At 73.2% G+C, this 16,799-nt stretch carries 13 protein-coding genes; 7 read left to right on the top strand and 6 right to left on the bottom strand.

From position 1 onward, the window contains the following. The first annotated feature begins 163 nt into the window (after positions 1 to 163). Positions 164 to 1,432 (top strand): hypothetical protein, encoded by a 1,269-nt coding sequence (locus tag ACIPAE_RS02140; protein WP_402442307.1) that lies wholly within the window; start codon positions 164 to 166, stop codon positions 1,430 to 1,432. Here the strand turns inward: ACIPAE_RS02140 and ACIPAE_RS02135 are convergent. The 4 genes from ACIPAE_RS02135 to ACIPAE_RS02120 form a co-directional block, all read right to left on the bottom strand. After that, positions 1,422 to 3,599, bottom strand: coding sequence for a transglycosylase domain-containing protein (locus ACIPAE_RS02135; RefSeq protein ID WP_329366740.1), 2,178 nt, complete (start codon positions 3,597 to 3,599; stop codon positions 1,422 to 1,424). The two genes, ACIPAE_RS02140 and ACIPAE_RS02135, sit on opposite strands and share 11 nt — an antisense overlap. 702 nt (positions 3,600 to 4,301) lie before the next feature. Then, a complete protein-coding gene (locus ACIPAE_RS02130; RefSeq protein WP_402442304.1) occupies positions 4,302 to 4,901 on the bottom strand; it encodes a TIGR03086 family metal-binding protein in 600 nt (199 codons plus the stop codon). A gap of 228 nt (positions 4,902 to 5,129) precedes the next feature. After that, positions 5,130 to 5,435 carry a zinc-ribbon domain-containing protein gene (locus tag ACIPAE_RS02125; RefSeq protein ID WP_328466947.1) on the bottom strand — a complete coding sequence of 102 codons (306 nt, stop codon included), beginning with the start codon at positions 5,433 to 5,435 and terminating at the stop codon, positions 5,130 to 5,132. A gap of 179 nt (positions 5,436 to 5,614) precedes the next feature. After that, positions 5,615 to 7,603 carry a helix-turn-helix domain-containing protein gene (locus tag ACIPAE_RS02120; protein WP_402442302.1) on the bottom strand — a complete coding sequence of 663 codons (1,989 nt, stop codon included), beginning with the start codon at positions 7,601 to 7,603 and terminating at the stop codon, positions 5,615 to 5,617. Between the two features lie 605 nt (positions 7,604 to 8,208). On the opposite strand from ACIPAE_RS02120, the gene ACIPAE_RS02115 reads away from it, so the two are divergent. The 4 genes from ACIPAE_RS02115 (at position 8,209) to glpK (ending at position 12,849) form a co-directional block, all read left to right on the top strand. Further along, complete coding sequence (locus ACIPAE_RS02115; protein ID WP_366411857.1) at positions 8,209 to 9,465, top strand: SLC13 family permease; 1,257 nt, start codon at positions 8,209 to 8,211, stop codon at positions 9,463 to 9,465. Between the two features lie 197 nt (positions 9,466 to 9,662). Then, positions 9,663 to 10,139 carry a universal stress protein gene (locus tag ACIPAE_RS02110; protein WP_329366746.1) on the top strand — a complete coding sequence of 159 codons (477 nt, stop codon included), beginning with the start codon at positions 9,663 to 9,665 and terminating at the stop codon, positions 10,137 to 10,139. A 194-nt stretch (positions 10,140 to 10,333) separates the two neighbouring features. Continuing rightward, positions 10,334 to 11,179, top strand: coding sequence for an MIP/aquaporin family protein (locus ACIPAE_RS02105; protein ID WP_366411855.1), 846 nt, complete (start codon positions 10,334 to 10,336; stop codon positions 11,177 to 11,179). Between the two features lie 152 nt (positions 11,180 to 11,331). Beyond that, positions 11,332 to 12,849: a glycerol kinase GlpK gene (glpK, locus tag ACIPAE_RS02100; RefSeq protein ID WP_329366750.1), complete on the top strand. Its 1,518-nt coding sequence runs from the start codon at positions 11,332 to 11,334 to the stop codon at positions 12,847 to 12,849. Between the two features lie 83 nt (positions 12,850 to 12,932). Here the strand turns inward: glpK and ACIPAE_RS02095 are convergent, their stop codons facing one another. Further along, positions 12,933 to 13,580, bottom strand: a complete 648-nt coding sequence (locus ACIPAE_RS02095; protein ID WP_402442300.1) for a DUF4232 domain-containing protein — start codon at positions 13,578 to 13,580, stop codon at positions 12,933 to 12,935. 134 nt (positions 13,581 to 13,714) lie between these two features. Here ACIPAE_RS02095 and ACIPAE_RS02090 point away from each other — a divergent pair, with 134 nt between their 5' ends. Continuing rightward, a complete protein-coding gene (locus ACIPAE_RS02090; RefSeq protein WP_402442298.1) occupies positions 13,715 to 15,178 on the top strand; it encodes a VWA domain-containing protein in 1,464 nt (487 codons plus the stop codon). Positions 15,179 to 15,567: 389 nt separating this feature from the next. Next, positions 15,568 to 16,296 (top strand): hypothetical protein, encoded by a 729-nt coding sequence (locus ACIPAE_RS02085; protein ID WP_402442296.1) that lies wholly within the window; start codon positions 15,568 to 15,570, stop codon positions 16,294 to 16,296. A gap of 49 nt (positions 16,297 to 16,345) precedes the next feature. On the opposite strand, the gene ACIPAE_RS02080 is transcribed toward ACIPAE_RS02085, so the two are convergent. Beyond that, entirely contained in the window at positions 16,346 to 16,795 is a 450-nt protein-coding gene (locus ACIPAE_RS02080; RefSeq protein WP_329366756.1) for a type II toxin-antitoxin system PemK/MazF family toxin, read from the bottom strand. Positions 16,796 to 16,799 lie beyond the last annotated feature (4 nt).

Here is a 16,799-nt window from a genome sequence, read left to right as displayed (position 1 = left end):
GATCGACCGATCAGCGGATCGACCGATCCACGGGTGTGACCGGGCGGGCTCCGGCGGAGGACGACTCCTCCACCGGGGCCCGCCCGCACGTTTGATCGGATCAACTGAATAATGGGTCCCGGTACGCCCGTGGGTGGCGTGCCCTTGGGGGGGACGCGCACCGATGGTGAAGCTCAAGCGAGGGGCGGTGGCCGGGCTGGCCACCGCGGGTGTGGCGGCGGCGTTAGCCGGGACGCTGATCGCGGTCGGCACCGGAGGCGGCGGCTCCGGGCACGCCAAGGCGGCCGGGCACACCACCGCGCAGGCACCGGTCCGGCACGCGCCGACCGCCTCCACCACCCCCGCGTGGGACGGCAAGACGAAGGTGATCGGCGACGGCTCCACGTCGTACACCGGGCCGCAGCCGCACCAGCCGAAGTGGCACAAGCTCAAGCCGGGCGAGAAGCCGCCGCAGTTCGTGGTCTTCTCCTGGGACGGCGCGCTGGAGGGCGACGACCACGACTTCTCCCGCTTCCGCACGCTGGCCGAGAAGTACCACGCCAACATGACGTTCTTCCTCAGCGGCATCTACCTGCTGCCGAAGGACAAGCGCACCCTCTACCACCCGCCGCAGCACGCGCCGGGCTCCTCCGCGATCGACTTCCCCACCGACCAGCACATCAAGTGGACCCTCCAGCAGCTCCGGCTGGCCTGGGAGGACGGCGACGAGATCGGCACCCACTTCAACGGGCACTTCTGCAAGCCCGACAAGGGCGCGGGCGCGGACTGGAGCACCAAGGAGTGGCTGAGCGAGACCAGCCAGGCGTACTCCTTCGTGCAGAACTGGAAGACGAACACCGGCGACACCGACATCCCGCCGCTGCCGTTCGACTACGCCCAGGAGCTGGTCGGCGGGCGCGCGCCGTGCCTGGAGGGCCAGAAGAACCTGCTGCCGGCCGAGAAGCAGCTCGGCTGGCGGTACGACGCCAGCTCGCCCGGCGACTTCCAGCTCTGGCCGCAGAAGCAGGACGGGATCTGGAACTTCCCGCTGGAGCTGGTGCCCTACCCGGGCAAGAGCTTCCAGGGCCTGACGATGGACTTCAACTTCCTCTACAACCAGTCCGGCGGCGACGTCACCGAGGGCGACCCGGCGAAGTACCCGGAGTGGGAGAAGCAGACCCGGCAGGGCTACCTCGAAGGCTTCCAGCGGGTCTACAACGGCAGCCGGGCACCCCTGTTCATCGGCAACCACTTCGAGGACTGGAACGGCGGCATCTACATGCAGGCCATCTCCGACGTGGTGAAGGACGTCTGCCCCAGGAAGGGCGTGGAGTGCGTGTCCTTCAAGGAGCTGTGCGACTGGCTGGACATGCAGGACCCCGCGGTGCTGGCGAAGCTGCGCAACCTGGACCCGGGAGAGTCGCCGGACTGGTCGACCTTCCTCACCAAGTAGTGGCCTTGCGGGCGGCGTCGGGGCCGACCGGCGTGCGCGTCGCCGACTCCGATCCGCCCGGCGGGAGGGTCGCCTCGGCGTAGTGGGCCCAGATGTCCGTCGGGGCGTCGCTGCCCGGCTTCTTCACGGACCGCCCGCCGATCCCGGTCAGCGGCTGCAACTGCTGCGTCTTCGGGTCGATCCGGAACAGGGTGACCGCGGTGGCCATCTCCGCGTCGTAACCGACGAACGACGCCGAGGTGTTGTCCTGCGCGGTGCCCGGCAGCCCGGCCAGCCCCGGCCCGGCCTTCGCCACCGCGTGCGCGGCGCCGGTGTCGACCGCGTCGCGCAGCGCGTCGTCCACCTCCCCGGCCACCTTCGGGGTGAACGGGTGCGTGACGGTGGGTTTCTGGAGCGGCACCGCGGCGCCGTCGCGGGTGATGCGCAGCACCGAGTACGGGTCGGTGTGGGTGCCGCCGGCCGCGAAGGTGGCGTACCCGTCGGCCATCCGGATCGGGCTGGGCGTGGACGTGCCCAGCGAGAAGCTCGGCACCTGCTCGGCGAAGCCGCTGTCCGGCAGCAGCCCGGCGTCGATCGACGCCTGCCGCACCTGGTTGAGCCCGACGTCCACGCCGAGTTGTGTGATCGGCCCGTTCACGCCCTTCGCGACGGCCTCGCCGAGCGGGATCTTCCCGTACGAACGGCCGTCCGCGTTGGCGGTCTTGACGACCTTCCCGTCCCGGCTCCAGTACGGGCCCTCGGGCGTCTGTATCGGCACCTTGTTGTCGCCGTCGTAGCGGGACTGCGGGTCGACCCGGGCCCTCGGCGCGTCCCGGGTGCGGACCACGCCGTCGCGCAGGGCCGCCGCGTACACGAACGGCGCGTAGGTGGTGCCGGCCGGCACGATCGCGATGTCGGCGTCGTCGAAACCTTGCTTGACGTAGTCGGGGCCGCCGTAGAGCGCGAGGATGCGGCCGTCGGTCGCGACCGATGCGGCGCCCACCCGCACATTGCGATCGGCGGGGCGGTCCTTCGGGCGCAGCCGGGAGATCTGCTGCTTGACGGCGGCGGCCAGCGCGTCCACCTTCGGCTTCTGGAAGGTGGTGTAGATCTGGTAGCCGCCGAGGTCGAACCGCTGGTCGGAGATGCCGCTGTGCGCGGAGACGTAGGCGCGTGCGGTGTCCACGAGGTAGCCGGTCTGCCCGCTCAGCCCGGCCGGCTTCGGCGGCGCGATCGGCTCGGGGAACTTCGTGTACGTGGCCCGCTGCGCCGCCGACAGCTTGCCGGTCTTCACCATCCGGTCCAGCACCCAGTTCCAGCGCGCCACCGCGCGGTGGTGGTTGGCGGCGCTCACCGACGGGTCGAACTGGCCGGCGCCCTTGAGCAGCGCGGCGAGGAACGCGGCCTGGCTCGGGTTGAGTTGGGAGACGTCCTCGCCGTAGTACGCCTTCGCGGCGCGCTGCACCCCGTAGGCGCCGCGGCCGAACCAACTGGTGTTGAGGTAGCCGTCGAGGATCTGCTTCTTGCTCATCTTGCGGTCGAGCTTGATCGCGATGAAGATCTCGGAGATCTTGCGGGAGATCGTCTGGTCCTGGTCGAGGTACACGTTCTTGACGTACTGCTGGGTGATCGTGGAACCGCCCTGCGTCTGGCCGCCGGTGGCCATGTTCGCCACCGCCCGGGTGATGCCCCGAGGGGAGACGCCGTGGTCGGAGTAGAACGACGCGTTCTCGGCGGCGAGCACCGCGGACTGCACGGCGGTCGGTATACGGTCCAGCGGCATCGCCTGCCGGTCGACCGGGCCGACCCGGGCCATCTCGGTGCCGTCGGCCCAGTAGTAGACGTTGTCCTGCTGGGTCGCGTAGGCGTTCAGGTCGGTGGGGATCGCGGTGCGCGCATAGGCCCAGCCGACCAGCGCGATCAGGGCGAGCACGCTCCAGGTGCACAGCAGCAGGGTCTGGCGCAGCGAGGGGACCCACCGGCGCCAGCCGGTGCGGTTCGGCCGCGGGTACCGCGGGCGCAGCGGCGCCCACCACCGCTTTCCGTCCCCGACGGCGCCGGTACGGTCCGAGGGTGCCTCGGGGTTCGCGGGTGCCTCAGGTGTCTCGGGTGCCTCGGTCTTCCCGGTGCCGCGGTGCGGCTTCGGCAGCCGGGCCGCCGCCGAACGTGCCGTCCGCAGCGTCCGCACGGCTAACTGCCTCGGCCGCAGCCTCCGTTGCTCACCGCTTCGCCGCGCGAACATGTCCCTCCTCGACGCCCCTGGACAGGGACGTCCCCCGCGCCCCGAACACGGCTTCGACCCTATGTCGGGTGCCCACCTCCGCAGGGGTCCCGATCTCCACAGGTCTGTAACAAACCCCGCACCAGTCCGACACCCCCGTGTTGCCGACCCCCGCCAACCCGCGGCCCCCACCCCGTGCCACGGCCCCCGCCGGCACGAGCCGAACCCACGGTCCCCCGGCCCGCCGCGCACGCTCAAGCCCCGGGCCACACCGCGCCACCACGACGGCTGAGCGCGCAGTTCCCCGCGCCCCTACACAGCACCTGCCGGTGGCTCACCACCCCGCCGCGCAGGCTCAGGCCCCGGGCCACAGCGCGCCACCACGATGGCTGAGCGCGCAGTTCCCCGCGCCCCTACACAGCACCTGCCGGTGGCTCACCACCCCGCCGCGCACGCTCAAGCCCCGGGCCACAGCGCGCCACCACGACGGCTGAGCGCGCAGTTCCCCGCGCCCCTACACAGCACCTGCCGGTGGCTCACCACCCCGCCGCACATGCTCAAGCCCCGGGCCACAGCGCGCCACCACGACGGCTGAGCGCGCAGTTCCCCGCCCCCCGGGGGGCGGCACCCGGCGGTGACACAGCGCCCCGTGCGGGATGGGTGGGGTGGTCAGGGGCGCCAGGAGGGGGAGCGGCCGCTGAGGGCGATGAGTTGGTCGAGGAGGGGGGCGGTCGGGGGGAAGGGGAGGGCGGGGCCGAAGGGGCCGCCGGCGGGGCGGTCGGCGGCGGAGGGGGCGAGGAAGTCGCGGCAGGTGGCGAGCTCTTCCGGGGTGGGCTGGTAGTCCTGGCCGGTCGCGCGGGCCAGGTCCCATCCGTGGACGACCAGTTCGTTGAGCGCGACCACACCGGCCTGGGCGGCGGGGAGGGTCACGCCGCCCACCTGGGTCATCTCGGTCCAGGCGGCCGGCTCCCGCCAGGCGGCGGCCAGCTCGTCCAGCGCCGCGGGCAACTCCGCCCGCCAGGCGCCTTCGTCGTCGATGTCGGGAACGGTGGTGAAGGGCGGTGTCGAGGTGGCGGCGCCCAACTCCTTGCGGCCCGCGGCGCGAAACCCCTGGCTGAGGCCGATGACGTGGCCGAGGAGGTTGCGTACCGCGCTGTCGGGACAGGGCGTCGGCGCGGCGAGCTGATCGTCGCCGACGCCCTCGGCAAGCGCCGCGACCCGGGCCGCGGCCGGCCCCAGGTCGACCATCCGCACTGCGTCGTCCGTCATGGGTGACTCCCTCGTTGGTTCCGCGACCGCACTCCGCACGGCACGGTCCGATGTCTCACCCAGGGCAGACCACCCGGACCCGCGGAACTCATCGGTCCGGTCCGGTTCCGCCCGGTCCCCTCCGGTCCCGCTCTGTCCCGTCCCGCCCCGGACACACCAGCGCCCCGGGTCCCGGACGAGGAGTCCGTGGCCCCGGGGCGAACGACGTCGGCCCGTACGCCGGGCGCTTCAGCTCTGGTACGGGTTCGCGCCCTGCGGCGGCACCGGCTGGCCGGCGGGCGGCGCCGGCTGCGGCGACGCGGCGATCTGCGCCTGGAGCTGCTCGGCCTGCTCCTTCGGCACCGCCGTCTGCGCACCGCAGAAGGTGCACTGCGTGGAGTACTTGGAGCTGATCGGGAACAGCGGGATGAAGAACAGGGTGAACTTCATGACCCGCCGGCGCAGCGCGTGGGCGGACGGGTTGCCGCACCGCCCGCAGAGCAGCGTGATCATCGCCAGCTGGTAGATGTAACTTCTGGTACCCCAAATGATCATGGTGGTTCGCCTTCCCCCTGGAGTGCCCGCCCCTGCGACGGTCTCGGTGTCAAGGAGCACAGTGTGCCCCACCCGGTCGACGGGACGGCAGCCGGGCGGCGGAATTTACCTATCCATGCCATGCCGGAGTGCCCTGCCGAAGCTCCGAGCCGGCCGCGCCGCCCAGGCCGACCCACCGCTCAGGCCCGCCCGCCGGGAAGGGGCGGCCGGGGTATGCCCGGCCCGGTGGTGGCGTAGAGGGCCACCGCCAGCGGCCGGACGCTGGCCAACCGGTGCTCGCTCTCGCCGGGCACCAGCGGCAACTCCCCGATCAGGTCCCGCTCCAGCAGCGGCTCGGCCGCCCTGATCCGCGACCGCACCGTCTTCGCCGCGATCCCCAGCGACGCCGCGGCCGGCTCGTACCGGCAGCCGTGCCGCACCCACTCCCGTACGGTGCGCAGCAGGTCGCGGCGGTCGTCGGCGAGCGGCCGCAGCACCTTCTCCGCCCAGGCCCGCAGCGCGGGTTCGGAGAGCAGGGTGTGCAGGTCGGGCACGGTGCCCGCGTCCGCGTCGCGCCCGCCGCGGTCGGCGCTGCCGTACCGCGCCACGATCTGCGCGGCCAGCGACAGCACCACCCGGTCGAGGATGGCGTCCTGGTCGAGCCCGACCGCGTCGAACACCTGCCTGACCCGGCGGGTGACGGTGTTGCGGTGCACCCCGATCACCCGCGCGGTCGCGGACATCTCGAACTCGACGGCCATCGCGGTGGTTTCGAGGATCTGCCCGCCGCCGCGCGGCATCGCCAGTACCGGCCGCAGCAGGTGGGTGGCCCAGGCGAGCGCGGCGTCGGGGGCGAGCACGTCGACGATGCCGGTGCTGCGGGTGGCCATCGCGATCCGGTCGGGGTTGCGGCCGGCCCGGGTCAGGCAGTCCAGCGCCTCGCCGTAGGCGTCGGGGACGTCGTCCAGCGGGTGGGCGAGGCTGCCGCCGAGCAGCACGCGGGCATCGGCGAAGGTATCCATCAGCCGGTGCAGGCCCTCCTCCGCCCGGGCGCTGGTGCGGTGCGGCGCGAGGAAGATCAGGTGCCGCCGGTAGGCGGGGCAGCGGATGGCCAACGCCTGCTCGGCGAGGGTGTGTTCGGCCTCGGCGAGCACCGTGTCGCGGGCCGCCCGGGCGCAGTCGAGGATGAACACCCGCGCGGTGTCGCTGTCCATCAACGAGCCCTCGATACCCGCCACGACGCGCTGCGCGGCCACGGCGTGCCCGGTCATGAAGAGTTGGAACGCGGACAGCCGCACCCCGCGCAGCGCGTCGCCGACCGCCCCGTTCACGCGCCGCTCGCGCAGCCCCGCGACGGCCAGCCGGAGCGCCTTGGCGGTGTACGCGACCAGGACCCGGTCGGGCGCGGGCTCCGCGGTGGCGACCACGAGCATCGCGTCGCCGGCCGGGGCGAGCATGACGGTCTGCGCGAAGTCGCCCGCCGCGGTGGGCTGCCGGCTGCCCGGAGGCGTGCCGAGCAGCGGGGCGAGCGCGGCGGCGGCGCTCGCGGGCTCGGCGGCGAGCACCTCCCCGTCGGCGTGCACCAGCACCCGCGCGTCGAGCGCCTCGGCAAGGTAGCCGGCCAACTTCCGCACGGTCGAGCGCTCGTCGGCACCGGGCACCGGCAGCCGGTCCAGCAGACCGGCCAGCCGGGCGTGCCCGCGCCGTACCGCGTCGGCGCCCATCGCCGATACGCGTGGGGCCAGTTCACGCCAGGCGGCGACCGGGTGCGGGCCGGCCAGCACCGGCACTCCGGCGGCCGCGACAGCCGAGGCGACGGCCGCCGCGACGGCAGTCTCGGCAGCCGCCGCCGGCTGCTCGGCCGGCGGGCCCGCGGTGCCGGGGAGAAAGCCGGGGTCAGTGCCGGGGTCAATGCCGGGGTCGACGCGGGTGCCGGTGTCGGTGCCGGCATCGGTGCCCGCCAGCACCAGCCCGGCCGCGCCGCCCTCCGCGAGGGCCCGCGCCAGCCGGTCCGGGCGGCCGATCCGGCCGGGGTCGGCGACCACGAGCGCCCGCTCCATCGGCGTGCCGCCCCACTCCGCGTCCGGGTCGGCCGGAACCAGCACCTGCTCCACCTCGGCACCACCGTCGCCGGAGACAAGGGTCAACCCGAAATCGGGCACGGCGACGAGGTCGTGGAGAGTGAGCACGCGGGTTCCCGGGGTCGGTGGAGGGCGAACCGCACACGACCGCAAGCCGGCACCGGGTCCGGCCCCCCGGACGACCGTCCCCACCCGCCGACGACAACGGCCCCGCGCGGCGGGTCGTCAACCTCCACCCTAAGCCGCACGCACCGCGTCCAAGAAGAGCGCACGCACGCGCACCGCCCCGGGCGCGATACCCACGAGGCGGTGCGGACGGTCGGCGATCCCCCTCCCCCGGCGAGCCCGCGCGACCGGCCGGCGGTCCCCTCCCCCGTACGCGGACTCCCCCGTTCACGCGGACCGCCGACCACCTCGACCGTACGGCGGCGCGCCCGCACCGCACCACGGCACGCGTGCACCATTTCCGCCCGGCACACGGCACCCGTGCACCACGGCACGCGCGGCATGCGGCCGGCGTATCCGCCTGTCACGGCCGGCACCCCTCACACTGGCAGTCGGGTCCGCCCGGTCCCCCGCCGGCGCCGGACCCGTACGACCCGTACGACGCATACGAACGCCACGCCCGCCACGACCACCGACGACCGCCGCGCTCCCCGGCGACAGGAAGGCCGCACCTCACCCCATGAACGCCTCCGTATGAACACCGCCCGATGAACAGCGCCGCCGCCGAAACGCTCAGCGCCGTCCTGCTCGTCCTCGTGCTGGGCTGCGCGGTGGTGCGCCCGTGGGGCCTGCCCGAGGCGGCCGTCGCGGTGCCGGCCGCCGCCGTACTGATCGGCACCGGGGCGATCTCCCTGGACCACGCGCGGGCCGAGGCGCAGCAGCTCGGCCCGGTGATCGGGTTCCTCGCCGCGGTCCTGGTGCTGGCCCAACTCTGCGACGAGGAGGGGCTGTTCACCGCGTGCGGCGGCTGGATGGCGAGCGCGGCCGGCGGCAGCCCCTACCGCCTGCTCGGGCAGGTCTTCGTGCTCGCCTCGGTGATCACCGCGGTGCTCAGCCTGGACGCGACCATCGTGCTGCTCACCCCGGTGGTCTTCGCGACGGCCGCCCGGTTGGGCGCCCGCCCCAAACCGCACGTCTACGCCTGCACGCACCTGTCCAACACCGCGTCCCTGCTGCTGCCGGTCTCCAACCTCACCAACCTGCTCGCCCTGGCCGCCAGCGGGTTGAGCTTCACCCGGTTCGCCGCGCTGATGGCGCTGCCGTGGCTGGCCGCGATCGGCGTGGAGTACGTGGTGCTGCGGCGGTTCTTCGGCACCGACCTGGCCGCCGGCGCGCACCCGCAGCAGTCCGACGACCGGCCCCCGCTGCCCCGGTTCGCCCTCGCCACGGTCGGCTGCACGCTCGCCGGTTTCGTGGTGGCCTCGCTGCTCGGCGTCAACCCGGCGTGGGCGGCCTTCGCCGGGGCCGCGGTACTCGCCGTACGCGCCCTGGTCCGGCGCCGGACCACCCCCGGCGCCCTGGTCCGGTCGGCCGCTGTCCCCTTCCTCGCCTTCGTGCTCGCGCTCGGCATCGTGGTCCGCGCGCTGGTCGACCACGGGCTCGGCTCGGCGCTCGGCCACGCGGTACCCGGCGGCACCGGACTGCCCGCGCTGCTCGCGCTCGCCGCACTGGCCGCGGTGCTGGCGAACCTGATCAACAACCTCCCCGCGGTCCTGGTCCTGCTCCCGCTGACCGCGCCGCACGGCGCGGGCGCGGTGCTCGCCGTCCTGCTCGGCGTCAACATCGGTCCCAACCTCACCTACGCGGGGTCTCTCGCCACCCTGCTGTGGCGGCGTATCGTGCGGGCCCACGAAGCCGAGGTGGACCTCGGCGAGTTCACCCGCCTCGGCGCGATCGCCGTGCCTGCCTCGCTGCTGGTCGCCGTGGTGGCACTGTGGCTCTCGTTGACCGTGATCGGAGGGTGACCCCCATGCCAACGCCCCCGCCGCCGCCCCCGCATCGGCCGGGTCCCCGGGGCCCGGGCGGACCGGACGGGCCAGGTGGACCCGGTGGACCCGGTGGACCCGGCCGGCCGCGCGAACCCCGCCCGCCGTCCGTCCCGCACGAACCGTACGAACCTCCGGAGCCGGGCCGCGCTCACCGGGCCGGCGGCGCCGAGACCGTGGTCGCCTGGATCGTCGAGGGCACCTGGCCGGCCTGCGTGGACGCGGTCCGCAGCCACGCGTCCGACAGCGCCGACATCGTCCTGGTGCACGTGCCGGAACCGGAGGTGGCCGGCGCCGCCCACGGCGCGTTCGCCGGACTGCTCGGCCGCGGCCGCCCGGCCCGCGACCCCGGCCTCGCACTGTCCGAACAGGCCACCTCCGCCGGCCAGGCGCTCCTCGCCGAAGCCGCCGCCCGCCTGGCCCGCCCCTGCACCACCCTCCAGCGCACCGGCCGGGTCGAACGCGAGATCGTCGCCGAAGCGGAGGACGCCGCCCTCCTCGTCCTGGCCCGCGACGGCGACCACACCCGCCTCGGCCCCCACAGCCTCGGCCCGCACAGCCGCTTCATCGTCGACCACGCCCCCTGCCCCGTCCTCCTCGTCTGGCCCGAGCCCCCGCCCAGCCCCAGCACCCTTCCCCCACCCCCGCACTAGGACCGCCTCACCAGGACCGGCGCGGGGCCACCTCTACAGCGCCGGACGCCCTTCCCGCAGCCCGGCGCAGCGCGCTCCCCTGAACGGCCCATCCATACGCGCCAGCCCGTTTCCACCGTGCTTCCTTGAGTAGGAGCAGAAATGCGAATACGAGCCAGAGCCGGTCCGGTACGACCGGCGGGAAGCAGGCTGACATGGCGCCACGTTCACGCGGCTCAGGGCTGATCGGCGAGTTGTCCGCGGAGTTCGCCGGCACCCTGATCCTTCTCCTCTTCGGCATCGGCGTGGTCGCCCAGGTCGTCGCCGGTGGAGCCCTGACCACGCCCCCGGGCGGTCTGGGAAATCACGACAGCATCTCCTGGGCCTGGGGACTCGGCGTGACGCTGGGCGTCTACCTGGCGGCCCGGCTCAGCGGGGCCCACCTCAACCCGGCTGTGACGCTGACCCTCGCGACCTTCAAGGGATTCCCCTGGAGGAAGGTCGCGCCGTACATGGCGGCCCAGGTCCTCGGCGCGTTCTGCGCCGCGCTGCTGGTGCGCTGGAACTACACCGAAGTACTCGCGCGGGCCGACCCCGGCCACACCATCAAGACCCAGTTCATCTTCTCCACCCTGCCGGGCAACGGTAACCCCGCCGCCGGCGTGCACGAGTGGGGCGCGTTCCGCGACCAGGTGATCGGCACCGCGATCCTGCTGATCCTGATCCTGGCCCTGACCGACCTGCTCAACAACCCGCCCGGCGCGAACATGGGCCCGTTCATCATCGGCCTGGTGGTCGTCGCGATCGGCATGGCGTTCGGTACGGACGCGGGATACGCGATCAACCCGGCCCGTGACTTCGGGCCCCGGCTGGCGAGTTACATCACCGGTTACCGCCACGCGTGGCGGGACGAGTGGGGCAATCTCTACTTCTGGGTGCCGATCGTCGGCCCGCTGGTCGGCGGCCTCGTCGGCGGCGTCGCCTACAAGCTCTTCGTCGGCCGCTTCCTGCCGGGCGCGGCGCCGGAGCCCGAGGGCCGCACCCCGATCCCGCAGAGCTGACCCCGTAGGACCGGTCCCGCGGGGCTGATCCCGCAGGACCGGTCCCGCGGGGCCGATCCCACGCACGTGAGCCCGGGCAGCCGAGGCGACTCGGCTGCCCCACATGTTCGTTGACCCAGGAGCTCCAGCAGATCCAGGAGAGGCAGCTAGCCATGGCGGACTTCGTCGGCGCGGTGGACCAGGGGACCACCAGCACCCGGTTCATGATCTTCGACCACGACGGCAACGAGGTGGCCCGGCACCAGCTGGAGCACACCCAGTACCTGCCGCGCCCCGGCTGGGTCGAGCACGACCCGACCGAGATCTGGGAGCGCACCAACGTGGTCATCCAGACCGCGGTGCGCAACGCCGGGATCACCGCGGCCGACCTGGCCGCCATCGGCATCACCAACCAGCGCGAGACCGCGGTGGTGTGGGACCCGCGCAACGGGCGGCCGTACGGCAACGCGATCGTCTGGCAGGACACCCGCACCGACTCCATCGCCAAGGCGCTGGAGCGCGACGGCCACGGCGACCTGATCCGGCAGCGGGCCGGTCTGCCGCCGGCCACGTACTTCTCCGGCGGCAAGATCAAGTGGATGCTGGAGAACGTCGACGGGCTGCGCGAGGCCGCCGAGCAGGGCAACGCGATCTTCGGCACCACCGACTCGTGGGTGCTGTGGAACCTCACCGGCGGCCCCAACGGCGGCATCCACGCCACCGACGTCACCAACGCCAGCCGCACCATGCTGATGGACCTGGAGACGCTGGACTGGGACGACGAACTGCTGGGCATCTTCGGCATCCCGCGGTCGATGCTGCCGAAGATCAACCCGTCCTCGCATTCCGAGGCGTACGGCAAGACCCGCACCTCCCGGCCGCTCTCGCAGGAGGTGCCGATCTGCGGCGTGCTCGGCGACCAGCAGGCGGCCACCGTCGGCCAGGTGTGCTTCGCCCCCGGCGAGGCGAAGAACACCTACGGCACCGGCAACTTCCTGCTGCTCAACACCGGTACGGAGGCGGTGCGCAGCGAGCACGGCCTGCTCACCACGGTCGCCTACAAGTTCGGCGACGCCCCGGCGGTCTACGCGCTGGAGGGCTCGATCGCGGTGACCGGCTCGGCCGTGCAGTGGCTGCGCGACCAGCTGCACATCATCAAGGCCGCGCCGGAGAGCGAGCGGCTGGCCAAGACCGTGGACGGCAGCGACGGCATCTACTTCGTGCCCGCGTTCTCCGGGCTGTTCGCGCCGTACTGGCGTTCCGACGCCCGCGGCGCGATCGTCGGCCTGGCCCGCTTCCACACCGACGGCCACCTGGCCCGGGCGACGCTGGAGTCGATGTGCTACCAGAGCCGCGACGTGGTCGAGGCGATGGAGCAGGACTCCGGGGTGCACCTGGACGTGCTCAAGGTCGACGGCGGTGTCACCGCCAACGACCTGTGCATGCAGACCCAGGCGGACATCCTCGGCGTGCCGGTCAGCCGCCCGGTGGTCGCCGAGACCACCGCGCTCGGCGCCGCGTACGCGGCCGGTCTCGCGGTCGGCTTCTGGCGCGACACCGACGAGCTGCGCGAGCACTGGCACGAGTCGAAGCGGTGGCAGCCGCAGTGGTCCGACGAGCAGCGCGACACCGGCTACAAGGGCTGGAAGAAGGCGGTCGAGCGCACCCTGGACTGGGTGGACGTCGAGTAGCCGACACCCGCGCGAGCAGCGGGCGTCCCGCGCCGAGGCGGTCCTGACCGAGGGTCAGGGCCGCCTTCGCCGTGCCCGGCGGATCACTTGTGGACGTACCAGGCGGTGACGTCGAGCTTGCCGGTGTTGCCGAGGTCGACGTGGAGCGGGACGCGCTGCTTGGCGCCCGCGACGGTGAACTCCAGGGTGGTGGCGAGCGCGGGGGGGTCGTTCGACTCGGTGTAGGTGTTCCGCCAGGCCAGGATCGCGATGAGCTGCCGGCCGGGGCGCAGGGTCGTCGTGGCCGGCCCGGGGTCGGTGACGCTGTCGACGATGTCGTCGCCGTGGTGCACCCGGACCTCCACCGTACGGCCGTGGTCGTCCAGCAGCCGCAGCTTCGGATAGCCGCCGACGGCAAGGGACTTGGCCCCGCAGTTGGTGAGGGTGACCGTGGTCTGGCGCAGCCCCGTCGCCGCGTCCGTCGCTTCGACGCCCACCCGCAGACCCGAGGCGGGACAGGGGCCGGCGGGGGGTGCCGAGGTGGTGGCACCGGGCCCGCCGGTCGGCGGCACACCGTACGACGGGACGCCGGTGCCGCCGGAGATGCCCGGCGGGAGGGTGTCGGCGTGCACCCTGAAGTCGCCCGTGCCCGCCGGCGCCGGCATCGACGCGCCGCTGCCGCTCTGTGTCCCGCAGCCGGCCGCCACCACCGCGGTTCCGGCCACCGCCAGCGCCGCCACCGCCGTCCTCACGCGCCGCGGTCTCCGCGAGGTCACTGTCGTCCGCATCGCGCGATCATCACATAATCCGCGTCTCAACGGTCCGTCCGGCGCCCGGTGCGACAAGAATGGGACGCTCCAGACCACGCAGCAGGGGGAGGCAGGCCATGGCCGGCGCCATCGCACTCACACCGGGCGGCAACACGGCCCTCGACGGCGGCCGGGCCCGCGCCGAGGTCACCGCGACCGGCACCGCCGTCGACGTGTCGGCGGTGCTGCTCGCCGAGGACCGCAAGGTGCGCGGCGACACGGACCTGGTCTTCTACAACCACCCGGCGCAGGACGGCGTCACCGTGCAGGGGCGGGCCATCGGCGTCGAACTGGCCCTCGTGCCGGCCGCCGTGCACACGGTCGCGGTCGTGGTCAGCGTCGACGCCGACGAGCCCGGCACGGTCTTCGACAGCGGCAGCGGCCTGCGCCTCGGCGTCACCTCGGGCGACCGGCTGGTCACTTTCGAGCCACCGCCGTGCCGGCTCGGCGAGACCGTCGTGGTGCTCGCCGAGTTCTACCGCCGGGCGGGCGGGTGGAAGGTGCGGGCGGTCGGGCAGGGATACGCCGACGGACTCGCCGGGCTGGCCCGGGACTTCGGGGTGTCGGTGGACGACGCACCCGCCGCGGCTCCCTCGCCCGCCCCGGTGGCCGCCGCGGAGCCCGCGCCGTCGCCGCCCACGGTGCCCGACGCCGTGCTCGCGCCGCCCACCCTGCAAATGCCTTCGCCCGCACCGGCGTTCGGGCCGCCGCCGCCCGCGTGGGCGCCACCCGTACCGCCACCGCCCGCGGCTCCGCCGACCGCTCCCCCGCCGATGCCTGCGCCTATGCCCGTGCCCGTGCCCGTGCGAGCTTCGGCGCCCCCGCCCCCGCCCGCGCCGGCACCCGCGATCAGCCTGGAGAAGGTCGAGCAGGCCGCGCCCGCGCTGGTCAACCTCTACAAGCAGGCCGGGATCTCCCTCCAGAAGCAGGGCATCACCGGTCAGCGCGCCGCGGTCTACCTCGTCCTCGACCACTCCGCGAGCATGAAGTCGTACTACCGCAGCGGCACCATGCAGCACCTCGCCGAGCAGGTGCTCGGGTTGTCCGCGAACCTCGACGACGACGGTGTGGTGCCCGTGGTGGTGTTCGGCAGCCAGGTCAACCTCGTCTCCGAGATCTCGCTGGACAACCACACCGGCCGGGTCGAGGCGCTCCAGCGCAAACTGCCCTGGGGCGGCACCTGTTACTCCCCCGCGATGCGCGCGGTGATCGACCACTACCAGCGGTGCGGCGCCACCGACCCGGCGTACGTGGTCTTCCAGACCGACGGCGAGCCCTTCGACCGCGGCGCCACCAAGCGGCTGCTCCAGGAGTGCTCCACGCTGCCGATCTTCTGGCAGTTCGTCGGCTTCGGCAGCCCGCGCGGCCTGAAGTTCCTCCAAGGGCTCGACACGCTCAAGGGGCGCACGATCGACAACGCGGGGTTCTTCGCGGCCGGCCGCGACCCCCGCCAACGGGACGACGGCGAGCTGTACGACCTGCTCATGGCGGAGTTCCCGACGTGGCTGAAGTCTGCGAGGGCAGCGCGGATCATTCGGTGAGCGGACCCTCCGGGGTGGGTGGTGCTGTCGGTTCCGGGACCACCTGCCGGTGGGGGGTTCTCGCGCCGTTCTCCCCCAGAGCTTCGCCTGGGAGGTGCCCCCACGCGCCCCTGAGTCAGCTGCGGGTACTCCCTGAAAGGAAGCTCCCCTGTCGGGGGTGGTGATGCTTGTTTGGGGATCACCGGTCGGCGGGGGTTGCTCGCGCAGTTCCCCGCGCCCCTGGGTTGGCTCGGGTACTTCGTGGATGGGGTTCTGTGGGTGGTTGGCTATACGGCAATAGTCGACCTTTGGGGCAATTCGGACCCTGGGGCGGCATAAACACAAGGGCTGCCATGTTGTTATGTGGTTCGGCGATTGCCGACACAGCTTCATCGGCCATACTGCTTGCCGTGGAGCAGCAGCGCATAGGTTCGATCACCCCGTCCGTGCCCGCCGCCGGCCTCGACCCGGCGTACGTGCCCGGCCTGACCCCGCCGCGCTCCGACGCGGACGGGACGGCCGACGCCGTACCGGAGCAGGCGGAGGCTCCCGAGGAGCCGAAAGCGGAACTGAAGGCGGAACCGACGGCCGAGCCGGAGGTGGAGCCCGAGGCGGACGCTGAGGTCGAGGCGGAGGACGACGCCGAGGCGGAGGACACGGAAGCCGCGGAGAAGGACGAGGACGCGGGGGACGGCGACGACGACGGCCCCGTGTTCGACGTCTCGGACCGGCGCGGTGCGATCGTCGCGGACCGGGTGGGGGTGCGTTTCCGCCTTGACGAGGAGGAAGCGGAGTTCACCTGGGACGAGATCGCCGCGGTGGAGATCGACACTCCGCGGTTCGGGCGGCGCTTCTCGGTGACCGTGTACACGCCTGAGCGCCGGTGGTACGACGCGCAGGTCGAGGCGACCTCGCGGGGCCTGCTCAAGGAGTGGACCAGCCGGCTCGACACGGTCCTCGACACCTACTTCGAGGCCGAGGAAGAGCCGGAAGAAGCCGAGGAGACCGCCCCGGAGTCGGCCGAGGACGCCGACGCGGAGGCCACGTCCACGGACGAGGACGCCGCCAAGGACGACGCGGGGCCCGACACCTCGGAGGACGAGACCTCGGACGAGGCGGAGCCCGCTCAGAAGTCCTGACGCCACCGCCAGGTGGTCCCGGCGCCGACGGCACCGGGACACCTGGGGGTCAGGCCCACCCGTAGAGCTCGCGGAGCCGGTTGGCGACCAGGTTGAACCGCCCGCGGTCCAGCGCGCACGCCTCCCGCCGCATCCCCTTCTCGTACAGCCTCAGCACGCGGTCGAGCACGACCCACGAGTCGCGCCCCTCCCGGTCCCACGGCCCCGCCCCGAGTGCGAGCCAGTCCCCGCCGTCATGCCGCTTGCTGGTGAGCTGCACCGCGAGCAACGTGCCGCCCTCCTCCCGCGCCACCACCAGAACCGGCCGGTCCTTCCCCCGCCCGTCCCGCTCCTCATACGGGACCCACGTCCACACGATCTCCCCCGGATCAGGGTCCCCGTCATGCACCGGCGCGTACTCCATCCGCACCCGACCCACCCCCCTCGGCTCCGCCTCCGTGGTGGCATACGGGCCCGCGGCCCCCGGAAACTCAGGCTGACTCTCGGTAAACGTCGTCACCCAC

It is taken from the genome of Streptomyces sp. NPDC087270 (genome assembly GCF_044744625.1).
Classification (GTDB): Bacteria; Actinomycetota; Actinomycetes; order Streptomycetales; family Streptomycetaceae; genus Actinacidiphila.
The sequence above is the reverse complement of the archived record's forward strand: the minus strand, read 5'-3'. Positions and strand labels throughout refer to the sequence as shown.